Source organism: Anaerocolumna sp. MB42-C2 (assembly GCF_030913705.1).
GTDB lineage: Bacteria > Bacillota > Clostridia > Lachnospirales > Lachnospiraceae > Anaerocolumna.
In genome coordinates this window covers 3,475,941-3,495,003 of record NZ_CP133190.1, presented here as the reverse complement: position 1 = coordinate 3,495,003, position 19,063 = coordinate 3,475,941, and the positions used below count along the sequence as shown (strand labels likewise).

Genomic DNA, 19,063 nt, shown 5'->3' with positions numbered 1-19,063 from the left:
AGCTGAACTTAAGATACTTGTATTTGTGCATTCCTGCAGAGCAGGATTAGTCTGAGCTTATATGTAATGACCGATACGGCCATAAACGCTACACCAATCATCCCCCTTGCAAAGGCCTGTCCTGCAGTTAATTTGTTTAAATCAGAGGAACCGGCTACACCGTATACATAGATCAGAGCCAGGAAGAATATCACGGTCAGTAAAGCCTGCAGGCGGGATTTATACTTTTGCTTCATTAATACCTCCTTTATTCTTGTTTTTATTCCATTTTTCTCCTATAATTAATGTACCGGCTGCCACCGGAATACATAGGAAAGGAGAATACACTTATGAAACTTAATCCAGATTGCGTTAGAAATATTCTTTTAAAAATTGAATCTCTTCCAGGCGTAAAATATGAGTATAGATTTAGCGAAGATACTGTTCCAAATGATTTTCCTGGCTACTCTTATGAAGAGATCGAATACCACCTTAGACAATGCGACTTACATGGATATTTATATAAAGTATCTTATACATTAACCGGCGATTGTGTTGTGCAAGACTTATCTCCACTCGGACATGAATTCCTATCTAATATCCGATCAGATAACGTATGGACCAAAACAAAAAATGTTGCTGGTAAAATAGGATCGTACTCACTTGATACTTTAACTAAAATAGCTACTGGTGTTATTACCGAATTAATTAAACAACAATTTTAGATTCTCCAAAGTGATATCTATGCGTTTCACTAATTTCCCATATGCCATTCTCGAAATGTATTGTTAACCCATTGCAATCCTTTGGGATTGGCACTCCATTAATTTCAAAAACTTTGTTGGGAATGTCAATGCATATAGTTCTTAACTCTTCCTGTTCGTTCAAATGGCTTCCTCCTTTATCACGCTGATTTCTGTTCATCTTTTTTTCTAACTGATTTAAGAGTAATTTTTACCCCCTCTTGTTCTGATAATATTTCCGCGATAGCTTTAAATACCTTATAGGGATCCGCTGACGTTTTTTCTTTAACCATTTATTAATCCTCCTATTTTTAATTAAATTACGGTTTAATCGTTATTTTTAGGCAAAAAAATTATGTCATTATAGCCTACTCCATATACAGTTTCAATGCGTCTAATAACTGGAACGTCAGGAAAAGACTTACCGCGTTCATAATTACTTAGAGTGTCTTTTGATATTTCTAGTTTTTCAGCTGCTTGAGCCTGAGTTAATCCTTTGTTGACTCTTAAGGCTTTTAAGCTCATTCCTGCCATACAATACCTCCATTCTTCATATTTGTGTGCAAATGTTAAACAATTCGAATAACATATTCTAATTGCAAGGTAATTTCGTATTTATTTACGAGTTGTCTAACCTCTTGAAATCATTGTATAACGGTTTAACCGTTTTGTCAACGGTTTTATCGTAATTTTTTAAAAATCTTCTTGATTTTTTTACGGTATAGTCGTATAATGTATTACATAAAAATAAGAAGAAAGTGGTATTGAAAATGAGCGGGTTGGGTAATAAAGAAATTATTGCAAGAAACATCAGAAAGTATATGGAGCTAAATAATAAGACACGAAATGACATATGTTCGGAACTTGGAGTTAGTTATTCAACATTTACAGACTGGGTTAATGGAAATATCTATCCTCGCATAGATAAAATTGAAATGCTTGCTAAATATTTTGGAATTGAAAAAGCAGATTTAATTGAAGATAAAAAAGATCAATCTGATTCAGTGTCTCAAGATGAACAGGATTTGCTTGCAATTTACCGAACCTTATCCAACGATGATAAGAAAATGTTGAAACGTCTTACCACGTATTTAAATGCTTTTAACGGTATGACCAAAAAAGCTGCCTGTGAATATTTAAATCAGCTTATGAATTTACAAAAAGCTCATGATTTAGAACTGAGAGCAGCACATAATGATTTTGCAGATGATGAGGAAGAACAAAAGCTTATTCAGAAAGATATTGACGAGTTATAGGGGTGATAGTTTGAATCAGTACGAATTGCTTGTAGATGAGGCATACAATAATGGTATTGAGGTTATTGAAAAGCGTTTTAATTCAAGGTCAAAAGGGCTTTGTAAAAACAATAAATTAGGCATTAGTAAAGATATACCTACATTAAGAGAAAAAACTTGCGTTTTAGCTGAGGAGTTAGGGCACTATTATAAAAATGTTGGGAATATTGTAAATTTGAAGATTGTTGATAATAAGAAGCAAGAATACCATGGAAGACTATGGGGATTTAATAAAAGGATAGGATTGACAGGAATCATTAAAGCATTTAACGCGCATTGTACCACATTATATGATATGGCTGAATTTCTGGATGTAACTGAAGAATTTCTTAGTGAAGCTTTGAATTGTTACAAAAGTAAATTTGGCACTTACATAAAGGTAGATAATTATATAATTTCTTTTGAGCCATGCCTATCTGTTTTAAAAATGTTTTAATGCATAAACAAATAAATGAATAAGGTGATATTATGTTAAAAAAACCAGAAAAAACTTTAAAGCACGTCGCTCTATACCTACGTGTTAGTTCCGATAGGCAAGCCAAAGTTGGCGATAGTCTCCGTGAACAGCTTGAAACATTACAAGATTATGTAACAAGGCGTGATGATCTTGTTGTCTATGATACTTATATTGATGACGGAATATCCGGACAGAAATTATCAAGAGATGAGTTTACACGCCTAATGGATGATGTAAAATCCGGAGAAATTGACATTATATTATTTACTAAACTTGATAGATGGTTTAGAAATCTACGACATTATCTTAATGTTCAGGCTATGCTTGAAGAACATAATGTATCCTGGGCAGCCGTTTCTCAACCTTTTTTTGATACGACAACAGCTCACGGCAGGGCTTTTGTAGCACAATCAATGACATGGGCCGAATTAGAAGCCCAAAACGATTCTGAGCGTATTCTAGCAGTATTTGAAAACAAGGTGAAAAACGGGGAAGTGATCTCCGGTACAACTCCATTTGGATATAAAATTGAAAATAAACACCTGGTACCAAATGAGGATTTAAAGTATGTTGTTGCAACGTTTAATTGTTATAAGCGTACTGGAAATTTAATTGAAACTATGAAATACATGCGCGAGGAATATGGAATCAATAAAACAGCGGCAACTTACCGCAGGAGTATTCTTAAAAACCGGATTTATATTGGCGAATACAGGGGTAATAAGAACTATTGCAATCCAATTATTGACCAAGAAACTTATGATCTGGTACAACATCTATTATCTAAAAATATTCGCAAAAACCAAACTCACGAATACATGTTTAGCGGTCTTGTAAAATGCGGAGATTGCGGAGCCGCTATGGCGGCGCATCAGGTATCAGGAATTGGACATCCGCGACTTGATGGTACCAGGAAAAGATATAAGCGTAGTGGTTACCGATGCAAAAAGCATTTCGATCTTAAACTTTGCGACAACAAAAAGATACTCTTTGAGAGTACCCTTGAAAAATATCTAATATCACATTTAAGAGAAGATATAGAAGTATACATAGGTGAATATGAAGCCACTGTTGCTCCGGTTGTTAATTTTGCAGAAAAAAAGAAAAAAATCGAAGCTAAGATTGAACGGCTAAAAGACCTGTATGTAAATGAATTAATTACTATGGATGAATTTAAAATTGATAGAGCAAGATATCTTGAACAGTTGAACTCACTTCCACAATTTGAGACACCAAAAAAAGATCTCGGGCCTATAAAAAGGTTGCTTGATAGCAACATAGAAGAAATATATGACAATTTTGAGTTTAATAAAAAAAAGTGGTTCTGGCGATCTATTTTACAAGAAGTGCAATTTTATTCTGATCGTACTATAAAGCCTATTTTTTTGTAACAATATTGCTATAGTGCTAATGATATATGACCGCTGTTCATAGCCTGAAGCATATCAATTGCTGCAGCATCCCTTACTTCACCCACCACGATTCGGTCAGGTCGCATTCTAAGGCTGGATTTTATAAGATCTCTTATAGTCACTGCGTTTTTACCCTCCACATTGGCATTACGGGCTTCTAATTTAACCAGGTTCGGAATTGCTTTGATCTGAAGTTCCGCTGAATCTTCTATGGTGATTACTCTTTCATCTTTGGGAATAAAGTTAGAAAGTGCGTTAAGAAATGTTGTTTTTCCTGAACCGGTACCACCGCTTATGAATATGTTGTATCCGGCTATAACTAATTTTTCCAGGAACTTAGCAACTTCTTCCGTAACGGAGCCAATTTGAATTAACTTTTTTATCGTAATGGGATTATCCGGGAACTTCCTGATGGTAACTATGGGGCCTTCCAAGGCTACCGGCGGGAGAACAATATTAACTCTGGAACCGTCCGATAATCTTGCATCCACGATAGGACTTGCCTCATTTATAATCCTGTTTGATTTTGATACAATCTGCTGTACAACATCTTCCAGCTTCTTTACTGACTCAAACTGTTTATTCCAGGGATGGATTGCCCCATTTTGTTCTATAAATATATTATTAGAACCATTAATCATAATTTCTGTTATAGAACTGTCTTCAATTAACTCCTGTAATATATCCAATCTACGGATTGAATTAAATATATCTTTCCTAAGCTGCCGTTTATCCTGCAAGCTTATGTAGTTATTTTTACTTTCTTTTAACAGAATCTCATCTATTACCTCCAGGATTTCTTCATCCTGTAATTCTTTCGATAAATCGATCTGCTTAATTACCAAATCCTGCAGTTTCTGTTTTTTTATTTCCATCTTTCCTCCTATCCGAAATTTTATTTAATTAACATTTCCTCATGCAAATATCAGCCAATGGCAGAAATAAAAATAAATAAATAATACTCAATAACGGATTTTTAATCGAATGAAAACTGAATATTGAGTGAGACACAAAAAATAAACTTCTTCTATCTTATATAGCCTGAAATAAAATCAAAATCACCGGTTTCAACATCAAAGCGTTGATATATTCTATTATGCAGTACATCTCTTATTTCTTCCGTAACAGTAACCTGGGTTATTTTTTCTAAAACATCGGTATATCCGGACCAGTTCAATTGGTCCTTAAACACATTATATTTAACCTCATCCCAGTTGTTTTCTGCTATCAGGCACAATATCTGGCTGCTGTTACGGAATACCTCTAATACCCCTTGAGAATAACAGCCGATATCAAACAGAATAACATCATAATCTGCATTTAACTGCAATTCGCCTAGCCATAGCGCAATATCTTCAGGTGTTAGTTCAAATAAATCAGGTCCAAAAGATACACCCTCTAAAGAATCAAGATTTTGTCGCTTTGTAATAACTCCGCTTATTTTGTTACTTAAATTGGATGGATTTTGTTTTAGAAAATAAATTAATTCAGATAGGCCTATATCAGCTTTATACCCCAGAATTTCAGATAATACCGGAAGAGTATCCAGATTGATGTATAATGTTTTTTTAATAGCTGAATATTGTTTTGCAAGGGAAAATGCAAAAGCCTGCCGCATAACATCCGCTTGCATGGAAAAGACACTGATTATTTTGGTTTTAGTGTCATAAGTATTCTTCCTGTTGCTTTGAAGCAATTGTTCCGGAAAATATAATAATAGTTCTTTCATAATAATTTCTGCTGACTGATATTTATATATTACAGGATATATATTATTAGTTGAGACTGCATTTTCTTCGGATAATAGGCATATGTTTCTTATATTATCCATGTTAACTTCGTCTAGTGGTAAATTTTCATTAATTAATAATATATGAATGAAATTTTCTTCCATATATGCCTTTAGACTTTGTAGATTAGTAAAAACACGTATCTGCATCAAATTTTTTTGGTTACGTTTTAAATAATCCATTAAATGGTTTGCGTAATCACTTTCCGTATCATAAATAGCTAAAGAGCTCAAAATTACATTCCCCCTTATTAATAACTTCATACCAATACCCACACTTTAGGGGTATAAACCCTTAAGAATAGCGTTTTTTGCTATTCTTTTCAAACCTCGTGTCCGAGGCTTTGGGATCGTATGTCTTACGCAATACTATTCATACTAATAAATACGAAAGATATGAATTAGCACAGCGAATAAAATTGCCGGTGAAAAATGAATGACACCCTGCTTACTTCCTTTTCTGTTCTCACAATAATTAACAATAGCCGGTAACGTATTTTTATTTTCTTCCTCCCTGACTTCCTGATATGTAATTTTCCCGGTATAATTACGTTTTTCGGTATAACTATGATGATCCGTATAATTATTAGATTCTATTTCCCTTTCCCTGCTTTTTATTTGTTTTGACGGATAGCTATGGAATCTGCAGATAAAAAATTCAACCTCAGATTTTACCTGATAAAGACTTTTGGATAATTTGTTAATAGTACTATGTTTGGATTTTGCAACTTGAAGGAAATTCTGAAAAGAAAGAAATCCGGATAAAACTAACCTGTACTTAATAAGATGTAACAAAGATAAAAATGCGGCTATTACAAATGCGGCTCCGATAGAATGATAAACGCTGGCCGCACCGCAAAAACAGCCCACTACAGAAAAAAGCTTTATATCTCCCGCTCCCAGCGCTTTCATCAGAAAAAGCGGAAATAGGAGCAGTATTGGTAATAACATACCAAAAAACCATAAACTAATACTTGTCCGTCCCTGTTCACAGTAGTTAATCATAAGACCCAGAATTAATCCGAAAATGATTAAAAGATTACTGATTTTATAAGACCTTAAATCCATTATCACAGCAATTAGAAGCAGACAGACAAGGCAAGTCATCTTAAAACTAATAGGCTTCACCTCACAGACTTTTTAGATAAGGTAATCTTACACCCAGCTTATAAATTTTACAACCAAAATAATGCAAATTATGTAAATTCATTACATATGACAATTTTTATAAAATTTTTTATATAAAATTAATTTAAGTCTATAAATTTACATTTTAAAAGTATACATAAAATTATTATAAATTTATAAGTATTTACAAGTAAATTATATTCCCAATATTATATATTTTTTTGAATGTTTCTGTTACTGTTCACAGGCGTTCACAGGCAACAATGCGACGTGTTTTCGTGAGTGTATTATCACAGAAAACCGGAGAATCCCAGCACCAAAACGTTTTCTATGCGTTTTGTATGCATCGCGAGGTCTGTTACTGTTCACGCAACTGCAGCTTTTTGCAGGGAGTGAACAGTTACATGTTTCAAATCACCACCACATCATATCGGGTATATTGGGATGTATTTTTGTATATAACCCCCGAGTTTTTACAGTCTGATCCGTGTTATTACCGTTTCTGTACATCGAGTAGCATACTACATACTAAGTCTGTTTTTTTGGGGTAGAACTGGGAATAGTACTCTTGAATCGAATTCGCTATATAAAAAGAAGCCCCTGTCATTTTAACTCCAGGGGCTTTATTCGTATTTTTTAGTATTATCTTTTAAAATAAATGATACTATTTATCATTTATTTCTGCCGTTCCATTTCCTATTACAAATTCTCCGATAACTGTCCTGCCATCACTTTTATAAACCGAAATAGATCTGTTTACAGGCCTGTTATTCTGCCATTCGATTGCTTCTTCCGGTGTTTTAAAGTTCGGTTTATCCTCTAGTTCTTCCCTATATACGTAACCATGAAGCCCCTCTTCTGATATAACTGCGATTAAATCTGCTCCAAGAACATCCAGTCCATAAGTCTGACCAAATTCATTTTTTTCTAACGGTGTCATGTTTCTAATTTCCTCTGCTGAATAACCTCCTTCCTGTAAATCATTATTTATTTTAATAATTTCGCTTTCATTTAGTTTTGCATCTTTTACTTTTTCCAATAAGATATCTGATATATTCACCATTGCAAAAGCGGAAGCTGGTATAAGTAAGAATAACAAGATTAAACAGACGACTTGTGTAAGTAAAATCTTTATTCCGACCTTAGTGTGTTTTGTGTGAACGGACATATTCATTAGACGTCTCCTGCAAGTATCTGATAACTGAATTCTTTCTGTGATGTTATGATAATCTTCCATTAATTTCTTTTCTATTGCAGAATCATTCATTTCTATTCCTCCTCAAATTTATTTTTTAACATTTCTCTTGCCCTGCTAAGTTGCGTTCCCACAGTAGATTCCCGGGTTTTCAGAATATATGATATTTCTTTTATCGAATATCCCTCCTGATAAAATAATTGGATTATGAGACGATATTTCTTAGGAAGTTGTTGAACCAATTCCCAGATATCCTTTTCCTGCTCATTTTCATAAAGAATATTTTCATTCAGAGCCTCTGTTTTACGGTACCAGAATGAATTAACATAGTCTTTTGCAGTATTAATGGTCACTCTTAAGAACCATGCTCTTTCATGATTAAGATCTTTAAACTCAGGATGTTTTCTCATATATTTTAAAAAAACTTCCTGAATGACATCTTCGGCATCCATACGGTTTCCACAATAACTATAGGCACAACGAAATATACTGTCTGCATACTTTTCAATAAGTTCATTTAATAAATATCTTTCCTCACACGTTAACTGCCTTGCATTACCACATTTTTTCTTTATATCATCACTTCCTCATCTATCATAAAAAAAGATATTGAAATTCCATGATTCATACCAGCAATATCCTTCTTCTATATAAACGATTGTAATATCTAAAATTTCTCATGCCAATATATATTTTTTAATTTCAGCTTAACAATAAGAGAAGCTATTACACTAAAACATTAGCACAATAGCTTCTCTAAACATACTAAATTAGTTATTCAGTAAACAGTTCAAAACCCAGTAATACAAATTTTACTGTTTTTTATGTAAAATAATAAAAAGCAGTTATTCCATATACCAGAAGGAACCCTGGAATGCCTAATAACCCGATCACAAGCGCATTGAATGCATTTGTTCCGGCAGTTAATGATAAATGAAAACTAAGAAATAAATTATTTAAAAGATAAATTCCCAGTAATCCGGAAAAAATACGCAGTCCAAAATTTACCAGTAAATCAAAACGATGTTTTATTACTCCAAATAAAATTAATGCCACGCATATAATAATTATAGCAACAAAAATCTGGCTCTCCATAATTTCCTCCTTTTATTAAATTAGGTAAATTTTTCTATAATTTAGTATATTCTAGGTATAGCCTGACTATACTATAATTAAATAATTATTTATAACCCTGTTAATCAGGTAGAAATGGAGCATGAATGAAATTGTTTTCAAAAATTAAAAAGCAGCAAAATGATGCTTTGCTAGGTGAAATTGAAAAGACAAAGCTTGCTCTGGAATCCGCATATTCGAATTTCGAAAACGTAATTGATCCTGATTTAATTGACTGTTATATCTATGAAGTGAATGCGATTCAAAAAAGATATAAATTTCTCCTAAAGCAAGCAAAAGAGATGGATAATGAATATACTACTATATAAATTAGAACAAAAGTATAGGACATATATAAATCGTAAAGTAACACTTAAGATTTACATATGTCCTACTTAAATTATATATTTACTGCTTACGCCTTAAATCCTCTGCTTTGTTCATTGGGGTTTAAATAGGTTTCGTTTAAAACACCTTTTCCATAAGTCAACCCTGCATAAAGCTGCTGAGTATTCTGCATAACAGGTCCGGCTTTGTCTTCTTTAATAATGCCTTTGAACCCCTCCATTAATATTTGGAGAATGGATTCTATTTCCGTTAAAATGTCGTTTTTCTTTTGATAAATCGCAGTCAAAATCGACTTATTAATGTAAATATACAAACTCATTAGCTGATAGGCCTGCTCATACCGGTAATCCAGAGTGGCCATTAATTCATTAAGAAAGCGCTGGGCATGTTTTAATTCACGCAGATAGGAATCTGTTTCTCCGGCTTCAAAATACGTTTTAGCCGAAGCTATATCGGATAATATAATTTCATACATAATAACCACTAATTCACTTCTGGATGCCTGAGAAATTCTTGCGGTATAAGCTTTTAACAGATCTTTTTCCATTTATATTCCTGATACCTTTCTCTGAATAGTTTAAACTCTCAGCCTATTATCCCTGCAGTAGCGATAAGATTTGCTGCGGTCTCTGATTGGCCTGTGCTAACATGGACGTACCTGCCTGGGATAATACATTTTTCTGAGTATAGTTAGCCATTTCCTTAGCCATATCAACATCTTCAATACGGGATAATGCTTCCGTCATATTTTCTGAGGTGGTATCAAGGTTTGAGATAGAATGTTCCAAACGGTTCTGATAGGCACCTAATTTAGCACGGATCGCCGTTACCTTATTATTGGCATTATCAAAGGTTGTAATCGCTGCCTGGGCACCCTCCTCCGTACAAAGGTTAACATTATCAATTCCTAATGTAACCGGATCTACCTTGGGAATCCTTACATCCATAGTCTGATGCTCATTGGCACCGATTTGTAATTCCATAGGGCCTGCATCTAATACGGTTATGTTAGTAATACTTTCGTCTATGGCCGTTGTGGCTGGATCATCAACACGTTTTGAACCCGGTCCGGCTTTAATAACCATCTCAAAATCACTGCTGTCCGTTATTTTAATTTGATCACCATCTGCTGACACCGTTGCCGTTGTATTAAAACCCGATACTAAAGTTGCTTTCGCATCGGTTCCTTTATTTGATGTGACACTGGCGATTCCCAGAGCATTCTTTAAGGCATCGCTGTCACAGGTAATTTCTATGGATTGATCGGAACCATATTTTTCCGATACAAAAACAAGATATTTACTATTTGCAACATTTACATCTGTATAACCGGCTGTATCCGGTGCATCTTTAAGAGATTGATTCGGTGTGGTTGTATTACTGGCAAAAACCTTAATATTTGCATTATCACAAGTTTCACGAATTTTTGCATATACGTCTTCCAGTGTATCACCCGCTTTTATTTCAATCTCATTGCCATTAATATTTATTTTACCTGCCAAATTACTTGGATTAGGATAATTTATTGGGCCCGTTCCAACTGCTACTGCTTTGGTTGCTTCTGAATCAATTTTTATCCCATAACTTCCGCTTTGAACCGCATCTGATAAAGAAACTAATTCAACAGAGGTATTATCAGAATACGACATATTATCAATACTTCCATCCAATATTTTTTTGGTATTAAATTCCGTTGTGTCAGAAATTCTCTGAATTTCTTCTTTTAGTTCGTCAATTTCATTTTGTATGGATTTTCTATCTCCTACTGTATTGGTTCCATTGGCTGCCTGAACTGCTAATTCTCTCATCCTCTGCAACATGGAATTAACTTCGGTTAAGGCACCCTCTGCCGTTTGTATAATGGATATACCGTCTGATGCATTTCTAGAAGCCTGGTCAAGTCCTGCGATTTGGGTCTTCATCTTTTGGGAAATAGCCATACCGGCAGCATCATCCGCAGCACGGTTAATGCGAAATCCGGAGGACAATTTCTCTAAGCTTTTGTCCAGTGCATTATTGGTTCTTACTAATTGATTATTTGATTTTAAAGCTGAAATATTATGATTAATTCTCATATCATGCTCCCATCTGTGTTTATCACGTGTTTTTTAAATTATCTTCTATCTCTTTTATATGTACCAAAAACGTCTTCGCAAGGTTGTATAAGGTATCCGTTTTAACCCCTGAATTATCCGGGGTATCTACGTTTTGGCTTTCACCTACCGGATTATAATTTGTATATCGGTAAGAGTCCTCCTTTTGATTACCTATTCCATAATTTAATTGTTTGATTTCTATTCCAGCCTGATTAACGACATAGACTAATTCCTGACTGTTTTGTTTAATTATATCCAGACCGTTACGGTTATCACAGGTTATCAGAGCGTTTATACCTTGTTCTTTTACCGTTATACCGGCAGATACCTTGCCCAATGTATCGGATTCCATATTAATACTTACCTTACCTGTCTCTCCCGTATTTCTAACAACGGTTACATTAACATTAGTAATGTCATTGCCAAGTGCCATAGGTATCTCATAAATCTCTTTACTTGCCAGTTTTCCGATAAATGACATTCCATAATTAATCCTTTGAAGTGTTGTAATATCCTGAGAGGTAATAACCGGATTTTCATAAACCTGATTTAATAGTTTATTAACATCCTGTTCTAACATCTGATATTGCTGCTTCATACTGGATGGACTTTTTAAAGCCTCCATCATACCCTCAGAAACAGCTTCTAAATCCAGTCCCGTCTCTTTCCTATCTGTATCGGATTCCTCTGTATCTCCTGGTTTATTGTTATTTTTTAGTGTTTTAGTTAACTGTTTATAAAATGTATTGTTTTTGCTGATTAAGTCTTTAGCAGCCTGTATATTAGCTATGCTGGTTGGCATTTCATAATTTTTTAATAGCCTGATTGCATCTTCCGCCTGGAACAAAACTTCATGATAATCTTCTACTTTTTTGTTCCAATATTCATTTTCTTCCTCTCCTTTTGGTATATTAAGAAGTTCTTCCTTTAATTTTTCCACAGACATATTTAATATTTCATCAGAGTCCTTAAATTTCTGTAATTTTTCCGGTGATATTTCTTCCATAACATCCCGAACCAAATGGCTTGAATATTTTATTTTTTCATTTAAAATATCAGCCGTTTCGTCTGTTTGATTTGTTTCCTTAGATTGCCCCTCCCGGTTAAAGGAGGTATTAATCTGTTCCGTAATACTTTCTCTTGAATAATTAAGCTGTGCCAAAGCCCCAAAGCTGTCATCCACGGCAGTATCCATACCGCCGCTTTTCATAGTTCTGACAGCAGTCAGAAGATTCTGCATGGTTACTTCCTGTCCCGCTTTCAATACTGACCCCAAGGCTGCACCATCTGTTTTATCAACGGTATTCAGTAATCGGTAGATACCAATATAAGACTTTCTCTCCTCTTGTGTAATAGCTTTGTTTTTTTCCAGTTTCCAGAGATATTTACTGTATTTCTCTTCTTCAGTTATACCTAATTCATTCTGTATACTTTCTATCTGCTGATTTAATTCTTCAATGGGTATATTGAGAGGATTCACATCTTTTTTTATCAGTTCCACTGCAACCGACGGCTGAAAATTTTTCATCAACCTGTTTACCTGTTCATCGTAAGACTTGACATAAGATATATTTTCCTCGGTTATCGAAATCCCATTATACCCCAGTATTCTAACAGCCCTTTCGTTGGCCTGGGTAGTCTCCAGTTTCATGTCTTCCAGAATATCATCTACATTCTGAAAAGCCTTTGTTATGGAATCTCCCATGTCAGAACGGGGTTTTGTCATCAAAGCTTCATAAGTTTCCCCGGCCTTAAGGGAATTTTTGCATTCATTTCCGGCTGATAACAATCCCTCCACTGTCTCAATGCTGCGGCTTGACAGAGTATTGCCAAGAATGTAGCTTGGCATTGCTTTTAATTCTTCCACACTTTGAATACTGCCCTTTAATGTCTGGACATTTTCTGAAGTTATCGCTGCATTCCCTTCTTTTAGAAGGTTTTTATAATACTTATCCTCTAATTCCCTTAAACCGTCAACGATTTTACTCAGAGAATCCGTATCCAGATGAAATCCGTTTTTAATTAATTGTTTTCCTGAATCCAGTGTCATTTTTAACCTGATTTCTTCCAATTGCCTTCTGACGGTTATGGTTTTAATATCAAGGTTATCTGATACCGATACTTCCTGCCTTACATCTTCACTGCCTGTTTTTTCATTGTTTTGAAGTTGAACATTATCCTTATCCGTTTGAAGCTGCTTCTCTTGTGTTTTCCTGCCCTGCTGCTCCAATTGTGCCTGAGCTTTTTTAAGTTCACGGCAATTTATCTGGCTGGTTTCCAGCCCACTATGATTAACAACCACTGTAATTGCTTCTTCGCTAATCGACCAGAAAGCATCTATAGCCTGACTAGCTCTGGTGGTATCTGCTGTCCCTAATGATGCTGATTCCGGTGATTTACCGGATGCATAAGTTTCCACGGTTTTGTTTAATATGGTTTCTTCCCCGGTATTATTCTTTAACTGATTAAGGTCATGGTAGGCCCATAATGTTTTGTCCGTTACAGGCAATCCATTATTTAATAACCATTTAGCAGACTGTAAATTCTCATCATTTACTTTAAGACCGGAATTCTCTATAATTTCACTTATCTGCCCCTGTAAGTTTTCAAAAACTTGATCACTTATTCTTCTATTCTGCGAAAAGCTGCCGCTATACTGGGCTTTATATATATTTTCGATGGTTGGTTCCAGGTTGTTTTTAATTATATAACTGATTCCTTTATCCGTTAAAGAAAGTGCGGATGACGCCATTTCAAGGGCAGCGGCAATTTTAGCTATATTGGCTTCTGTTACCGGCATATCGGACTCTATTAATTTCTCTACGATTTTTTTAGTCGTACCGCTGTAATCAGCCATATTTTTAACGGCTTCCATTTTTTGCTCTAAATTTTCTTTTTGATCAGTCAGATTTTCTTCTGTTACAATTCTTTGTGTTTTAACACGTTGTAACGCCAAAGTGAGCCTTTCAGCATTATATTCCTCAAGGGAAATTCCTTCTTCACTGATTGCTTTATAATCTTCTTTTGTCATTCGTTCTTTTGTATTGCTTTGCTCTTCTCCCTCGGTACTTTTCTCCTCCTGTGTCTTTTCACTATCATTATTCTGCAATGTATTTTCATTGTAAGTCGTATAATCAGTATCTGCTGTTACAGATGCGGTTTCTGTAATTATATTGTTCTTGGCCTGTTTTACCTCTGCAATGTTTTCTTCTTTTGGTGCTGTATTTGCTGTGTTTTCCTGTACACTAGGACTGCCTGTCCCATATACTCCATTTATCATCATCAACTTCACTCTCTCTTTTGACAATATTACCTTTATGTGATACAACATATTTCGGCACTTAAGCTGGAAAGCTTTAATTATATTTTAACGTAAAAAAACACACTGAACCATCCAGAATCTGTTTGGTCCAGTGTGTTTTATATTGTGATATACTCCCCAGTCATCATCAATCTGCCCTAGTTATGCTTTCTTTTTGTTTCTGAGTTCAGAAATTGATTTTGGTTCTGCTGCCTGATAAGTTCCATACTGAGAAGCAGTTCCTCCAGCATTCAAAGCACTTTTGTAACCTAATCCGGCGATAGCCTTTAATAATAAATTTTTAACTTTCATCTAATATAGCTCCTTTCTTTTATTTACCTCAATTAACATTAGCATTGCAACTGCAACCAATGTAAATGTTAATGTAGCAGCAAATTCCCTTGCTATAAAATATAACGCAACGACAAGTACTGTCCAGCATAAACTAATTACGATGCTGATTTTCCTGTACTTAAGCTTATCCAATTCCTGTAACGTTTTATTACTATTTTCAATTGGAGCGTATTCAAATATACATCCTATGTAAATAGCTATAAAAACCAATAAATAAACCAGTGATGTTGTAGGAAGTAGCAATCTGGACATAAACATTGTTACTATAAAAATGGAAGCAAATGCAATATGGCATTTTACATAAGTACTGGCATGATAGCCGCCAGAATACGATCTGGTTATTACAAAAGCTATATAAAACAGCATCGCATGATAAAATTGGTTTAGCAAAAAGCCTAAAACTACCACGATGGTAAAATTAACAATATTAGAAAATAATATTTCAAACCCATATATATAAATTTCCTTATCTTCAGTCCGAATTGTATTATTTTTACATAAAATATCAGTTATCTTCACTGCAACTCGATTGGCCAAAATACCCCCTCCTAATGCATTAGCATTAGTAAATGCCCCAAAGTGACTATTCCATCACTGCAGTTCTAATGGACCGATGCACACATAATATACAAGATATTTTTAAGAAGCATATTTGGACTCTAATTAACTTAAAATCTATGTATTTCCCGAACATGCTAAATTATTAAATCCTAAGTTCACTTTGATGATAACTTATATCAATTCTATTTTCAATAGCCTGTACACGTTTGGTTAAGTATCAAGCACGTTTGGTATAACTATGTATCCTGATTTATTTTTAGCGCTCAATTGCAATCCGAGCTTCCCGTTTTGTAATCGAGTTTCACATTTTGAAATCAACCTTCCATTTTTGAACTCGAAATTCCACGATTGTTATGACTTTCACGTTTTTCTCTTGCTTTTCATGGTATAATCTCTGGTAACAGGATGATTTTGGCGCACAAAAACCGGACGTGAATTTTGGCTTACAAATTTTGTACTCCAAAATTCACGTCTGCTGGTATCTGTCTTTTCGTTCCAGCCGGTGGTTTCATCTTAAGATTATCTTGCTACTTTTTCAAAAGGCCTGGTGTTAAATTGATGCTGTTGGCGGCAACCTCGTGGCATCCTAATTTATCAGCCAGGTCTTTTCCATAATAAAAACAGAATGCTTCATACGGACTTTTCCCATTCAGCTTTTTTCTTCTATAGGAATTGATATGATTCATCATCAGATTGATATCCTCCTGCATCAGTTCATCAAAGCTTTTTCCCTTTGGAAATACCCTTCTTATGAATTCATGGCCTACCTCTATTTCCGCTTTCTGATAGGGTGCACTTGGATTACAGTAATAGATTCTGGTTCTTTGAAATCCTTTACCATCTGGACCATACTCTATACTCTTCGGATTAGAAAATTCACTTCCGTTGTCAGTCAAAATGATTGGAAACAACTTTCGAAAGTCCTGTCCTCCCAGCTTATTATATAGTTCCTCATAAATATCGATTACTGACTTAGAGGTATTGGCGTCTCTTAGGAATGCAAGCATCAAGGACGTTTCTACAAAGAATAATGTAAGCAGAACCTTTCCACCTTTGCTTCCTATCACAGAATCCATCTGGATCACTGCTGTATCAGGATGCTGCTCCAGATACACCTCATAATCATGATAGTTTCTTCCCACACGACAGCCCCTGTCTACCTTCAGCTCTGGTTTTTTATAACGCGGTCGATACTTTACTTTCCGTGGGAGATCAATATTCCGCACATCAAATAGACTTCCATCTATGTAATTGTATAAAGTCTTCTCGCTGCACATTAACTCATCCTTATTAGTTAAATAAATCTGATGTATGGACTGTCCTTGTTTGATCAGCGGAACCAGGATCTCATTCAGTCTGGCAATTTCTCCTTCAGTAGAAAGAATCCCACTTCTAGATTCCGCAATCTTTTCAGATGCCTGACAATGGGCTTCCAATGCGTCATAGATTGTCTTCGTCAGTGTACACTTCTTCACTTCACTGCATCCATTACATACATAGGGGGCTTTAAATCTGCTGGTACATACTTCTTCCTCAAACTGTTCGCAATACCTGTTACACAGGCTTTCACACTGTCTGCATGTGGTTACCATAGGATGCTTACATTCATTTGTTCCACACACTTTTTTTCTCTTACATCCTTTTCGATACTTGCATACATTATGGGGATAGACTGAATATCCTGTACATTGCTCTGCTGCATAGTTGCGGACTTCTTTTGTAATAGTAGTTCTGTCCCTCCCCAGCTTCTTGCCTATCTCTGTAAAAGTCAGATCTTCCTTCAGTCCACTTTCAATCTCCAAACGGTGTTCATAAGATAAAAACTTAGCCATAGTGTCTCCTTTCCCAACCGGCTAAGTTCAGTATATCACGAAAGGCAGGGACTGCGCCCTGCCTTTTGAAACACGAATTTCTCTATGCTATTTTCAAATATTTGTACCTAACTTTCCCGTCCGAAAGGGAAAGTTATTTTACAATTGAGGATTTATTTTTAGCCAGACATCAGCATAAAAATACTGTTCTTTTTCATAGAAACTTATCATACCATCATGTTTATTTACAATATCTTTAATACTTAAACTGCCAACGCCATGCTGCAATTTATTTTTTTTCGTTGTATGTAAATGAGGATTTTTATCCAATACAGACTCTGTTATGTAATTGCTGATTAAAATAACCAGATAATTCCTTTCATTGTATATTTTTAAATTTATTTCTCTGTTATCTTTAATTTGATTGCTTGCTTCTATTGCATTGTCAAACAAATTTGCAAGCAGAATACTAAGATCCAGTTCCGGTATACTTTCAACACTGCCTGTTATTTCATAAGAGAACGCTATATTACTTTTTTGGCATAATGTTGCCTTGGAACTAATAACCGCATTGATAGCATCACTTTTTGTAAGTATAAGCTGAGATCCAAAAGTTATTTTATTGTCTAACAAAGTACTTAAATAAGTTTTTGCCTCCGAACCTTTTCCATTATGTAATAGGGTGGCGGCACATTCCACATAGTTTTTCATATCATGACGAATCTTTCTGATTTCTTCGTAGGATTGTTTCATCTCTATCAGGTTTTTTTCCTGCTCGTTTAGTCGTAATTCCATCAGTGAATAATGAAGTCTCTCTTTGTTTTTGGCACTCATATTAACAAAAATATAGTAGCATAACGTATTAATCAATATTAAACACAACATGATTAAAACCGCAAATAAACCATTTTGTCCGGTACGGGGACTGGTAATTAATATTTCAAAAACAAGTACACCCGCTGCAAAAGATGTGATAAATACACTTAAAATCGCAATCCATTCCGTGATTGATAACGCAAACTTGTTATTCCTTTGTAATCGCAGCAGCATCCTTGTAAGAAAGAAATAACTTGACTGAGTCATTACCAAAACTGTAAATCTTTCAATACCCTGCTGCATTATTAGATGGGTTACTTCAAAGGGCGATAAATAACTGATTAATGTTAATACAGAAATACTTAAAATCATTTTTAAACCGTTATCAATGCACGCTATTACTATTTTTTCAAATATGGAACCATTTAAAAAGAAAATTCCGTATATAATTACAATTCCCGGATAAATCAATCCCGCAACACCCTCGAATATCGTTATCTTATTCATAATTAATGTTGCCATCACCTGAGCTACAAAAGCTGTAGTAAAGCCTATATATTTCTTATTACTGACATTCTTAAAACCTAAATACCTGGTAACAAACTCCGTTGAAACAAAACATTGGATCAGAGTTGCAGCGTATTCTATTACTGTCCATATCATTT

Annotated in this window: 22 protein-coding genes; 5 read left to right on the top strand and 17 right to left on the bottom strand. The window is 34.8% G+C overall.

The features are described 5' to 3' along the window. Window positions 1-8: 8 nt before the first annotated feature. Entirely contained in the window at window positions 9-236 is a 228-nt protein-coding gene (locus tag RBU59_RS15440) for a hypothetical protein (protein ID WP_308143405.1), read from the bottom strand. A 93-nt stretch (window positions 237-329) separates the two neighbouring features. Between RBU59_RS15440 and RBU59_RS15435 the strand changes: the two genes are divergently transcribed. Further along, on the top strand, window positions 330-704 hold the full coding sequence (locus RBU59_RS15435) for a DUF2513 domain-containing protein (RefSeq protein ID WP_308143404.1): 375 nt from the start codon (window positions 330-332) through the stop codon (window positions 702-704). Here RBU59_RS15435 and RBU59_RS15430 read toward each other — a convergent pair. The 3 genes from RBU59_RS15430 to RBU59_RS15420 are packed head-to-tail and all read right to left on the bottom strand — an operon-like array spanning window position 688 to window position 1,256. After that, complete coding sequence (locus tag RBU59_RS15430) at window positions 688-867, bottom strand: hypothetical protein (RefSeq protein WP_308143403.1); 180 nt, start codon at window positions 865-867, stop codon at window positions 688-690. The genes RBU59_RS15435 and RBU59_RS15430 overlap by 17 nt on opposite strands. A 16-nt stretch (window positions 868-883) precedes the next feature. Beyond that, window positions 884-1,015: a hypothetical protein gene (locus RBU59_RS15425; RefSeq protein WP_308143402.1), complete on the bottom strand. Its 132-nt coding sequence runs from the start codon at window positions 1,013-1,015 to the stop codon at window positions 884-886. 34 nt (window positions 1,016-1,049) lie between these two features. Further along, a complete protein-coding gene (locus tag RBU59_RS15420) occupies window positions 1,050-1,256 on the bottom strand; it encodes a helix-turn-helix transcriptional regulator (RefSeq protein WP_308143401.1) in 207 nt (68 codons plus the stop codon). A 236-nt stretch (window positions 1,257-1,492) separates the two neighbouring features. Between RBU59_RS15420 and RBU59_RS15415 the strand changes: the two genes are divergently transcribed. The 3 genes from RBU59_RS15415 to RBU59_RS15405 are packed head-to-tail and all read left to right on the top strand — an operon-like array spanning window position 1,493 to window position 3,865. Beyond that, window positions 1,493-1,978 (top strand): helix-turn-helix domain-containing protein, encoded by a 486-nt coding sequence (locus RBU59_RS15415; RefSeq protein WP_308143400.1) that lies wholly within the window; start codon window positions 1,493-1,495, stop codon window positions 1,976-1,978. A 10-nt stretch (window positions 1,979-1,988) separates the two neighbouring features. Next, entirely contained in the window at window positions 1,989-2,453 is a 465-nt protein-coding gene (locus tag RBU59_RS15410; RefSeq protein ID WP_308143399.1) for a hypothetical protein, read from the top strand. Window positions 2,454-2,485: 32 nt separating this feature from the next. Beyond that, a complete protein-coding gene (locus tag RBU59_RS15405) occupies window positions 2,486-3,865 on the top strand; it encodes a recombinase family protein (RefSeq protein ID WP_308143398.1) in 1,380 nt (459 codons plus the stop codon). 8 nt (window positions 3,866-3,873) lie between these two features. On the opposite strand, the gene RBU59_RS15400 is transcribed toward RBU59_RS15405, so the two are convergent. From RBU59_RS15400 to RBU59_RS15375, 6 genes are all read right to left on the bottom strand, one after another. Further along, window positions 3,874-4,761, bottom strand: a complete 888-nt coding sequence (locus RBU59_RS15400; RefSeq protein ID WP_330698346.1) for a CpaF family protein — start codon at window positions 4,759-4,761, stop codon at window positions 3,874-3,876. Between the two features lie 152 nt (window positions 4,762-4,913). After that, on the bottom strand, window positions 4,914-5,909 hold the full coding sequence (locus RBU59_RS15395) for a hypothetical protein (RefSeq protein ID WP_308143397.1): 996 nt from the start codon (window positions 5,907-5,909) through the stop codon (window positions 4,914-4,916). Window positions 5,910-6,053: 144 nt separating this feature from the next. After that, window positions 6,054-6,803: an A24 family peptidase gene (locus RBU59_RS15390; protein ID WP_308143396.1), complete on the bottom strand. Its 750-nt coding sequence runs from the start codon at window positions 6,801-6,803 to the stop codon at window positions 6,054-6,056. A 664-nt stretch (window positions 6,804-7,467) separates the two neighbouring features. After that, window positions 7,468-8,070: a hypothetical protein gene (locus RBU59_RS15385; RefSeq protein WP_308143395.1), complete on the bottom strand. Its 603-nt coding sequence runs from the start codon at window positions 8,068-8,070 to the stop codon at window positions 7,468-7,470. Between the two features lie 2 nt (window positions 8,071-8,072). After that, a complete protein-coding gene (locus RBU59_RS15380) occupies window positions 8,073-8,507 on the bottom strand; it encodes an RNA polymerase sigma factor (protein WP_308148589.1) in 435 nt (144 codons plus the stop codon). A 313-nt stretch (window positions 8,508-8,820) separates the two neighbouring features. Further along, the gene (locus RBU59_RS15375; protein WP_308143394.1) at window positions 8,821-9,093 is read right to left on the bottom strand and encodes a pro-sigmaK processing inhibitor BofA family protein; all 273 of its coding nucleotides are present in this window, start codon (window positions 9,091-9,093) and stop codon (window positions 8,821-8,823) included. A gap of 125 nt (window positions 9,094-9,218) precedes the next feature. Here RBU59_RS15375 and RBU59_RS15370 point away from each other — a divergent pair, with 125 nt between their 5' ends. Continuing rightward, window positions 9,219-9,440, top strand: coding sequence for a YaaL family protein (locus RBU59_RS15370; RefSeq protein WP_308143393.1), 222 nt, complete (start codon window positions 9,219-9,221; stop codon window positions 9,438-9,440). Between the two features lie 86 nt (window positions 9,441-9,526). On the opposite strand, the gene RBU59_RS15365 is transcribed toward RBU59_RS15370, so the two are convergent. From RBU59_RS15365 to RBU59_RS15335, 7 genes are all read right to left on the bottom strand, one after another. Further along, window positions 9,527-10,006 carry a flagellar export chaperone FliS gene (locus tag RBU59_RS15365; RefSeq protein ID WP_308143392.1) on the bottom strand — a complete coding sequence of 160 codons (480 nt, stop codon included), beginning with the start codon at window positions 10,004-10,006 and terminating at the stop codon, window positions 9,527-9,529. Window positions 10,007-10,052: 46 nt separating this feature from the next. Beyond that, window positions 10,053-11,534: a flagellin N-terminal helical domain-containing protein gene (locus RBU59_RS15360; RefSeq protein ID WP_308143391.1), complete on the bottom strand. Its 1,482-nt coding sequence runs from the start codon at window positions 11,532-11,534 to the stop codon at window positions 10,053-10,055. Between the two features lie 22 nt (window positions 11,535-11,556). Next, on the bottom strand, window positions 11,557-14,838 hold the full coding sequence (locus RBU59_RS15355) for a DUF6240 domain-containing protein (RefSeq protein ID WP_308143390.1): 3,282 nt from the start codon (window positions 14,836-14,838) through the stop codon (window positions 11,557-11,559). A 180-nt stretch (window positions 14,839-15,018) separates the two neighbouring features. Next, window positions 15,019-15,168 (bottom strand): hypothetical protein, encoded by a 150-nt coding sequence (locus tag RBU59_RS15350; protein ID WP_308143389.1) that lies wholly within the window; start codon window positions 15,166-15,168, stop codon window positions 15,019-15,021. Next, window positions 15,169-15,747: an accessory gene regulator ArgB-like protein gene (locus tag RBU59_RS15345; protein WP_308143388.1), complete on the bottom strand. Its 579-nt coding sequence runs from the start codon at window positions 15,745-15,747 to the stop codon at window positions 15,169-15,171. It lies immediately after the preceding gene. 551 nt (window positions 15,748-16,298) lie between these two features. Beyond that, on the bottom strand, window positions 16,299-17,603 hold the full coding sequence (locus RBU59_RS15340; protein ID WP_308143387.1) for an IS30 family transposase: 1,305 nt from the start codon (window positions 17,601-17,603) through the stop codon (window positions 16,299-16,301). 138 nt (window positions 17,604-17,741) lie between these two features. Beyond that, complete coding sequence (locus RBU59_RS15335; protein WP_308143386.1) at window positions 17,742-19,061, bottom strand: sensor histidine kinase; 1,320 nt, start codon at window positions 19,059-19,061, stop codon at window positions 17,742-17,744. Window positions 19,062-19,063: the final 2 nt, after the last annotated feature.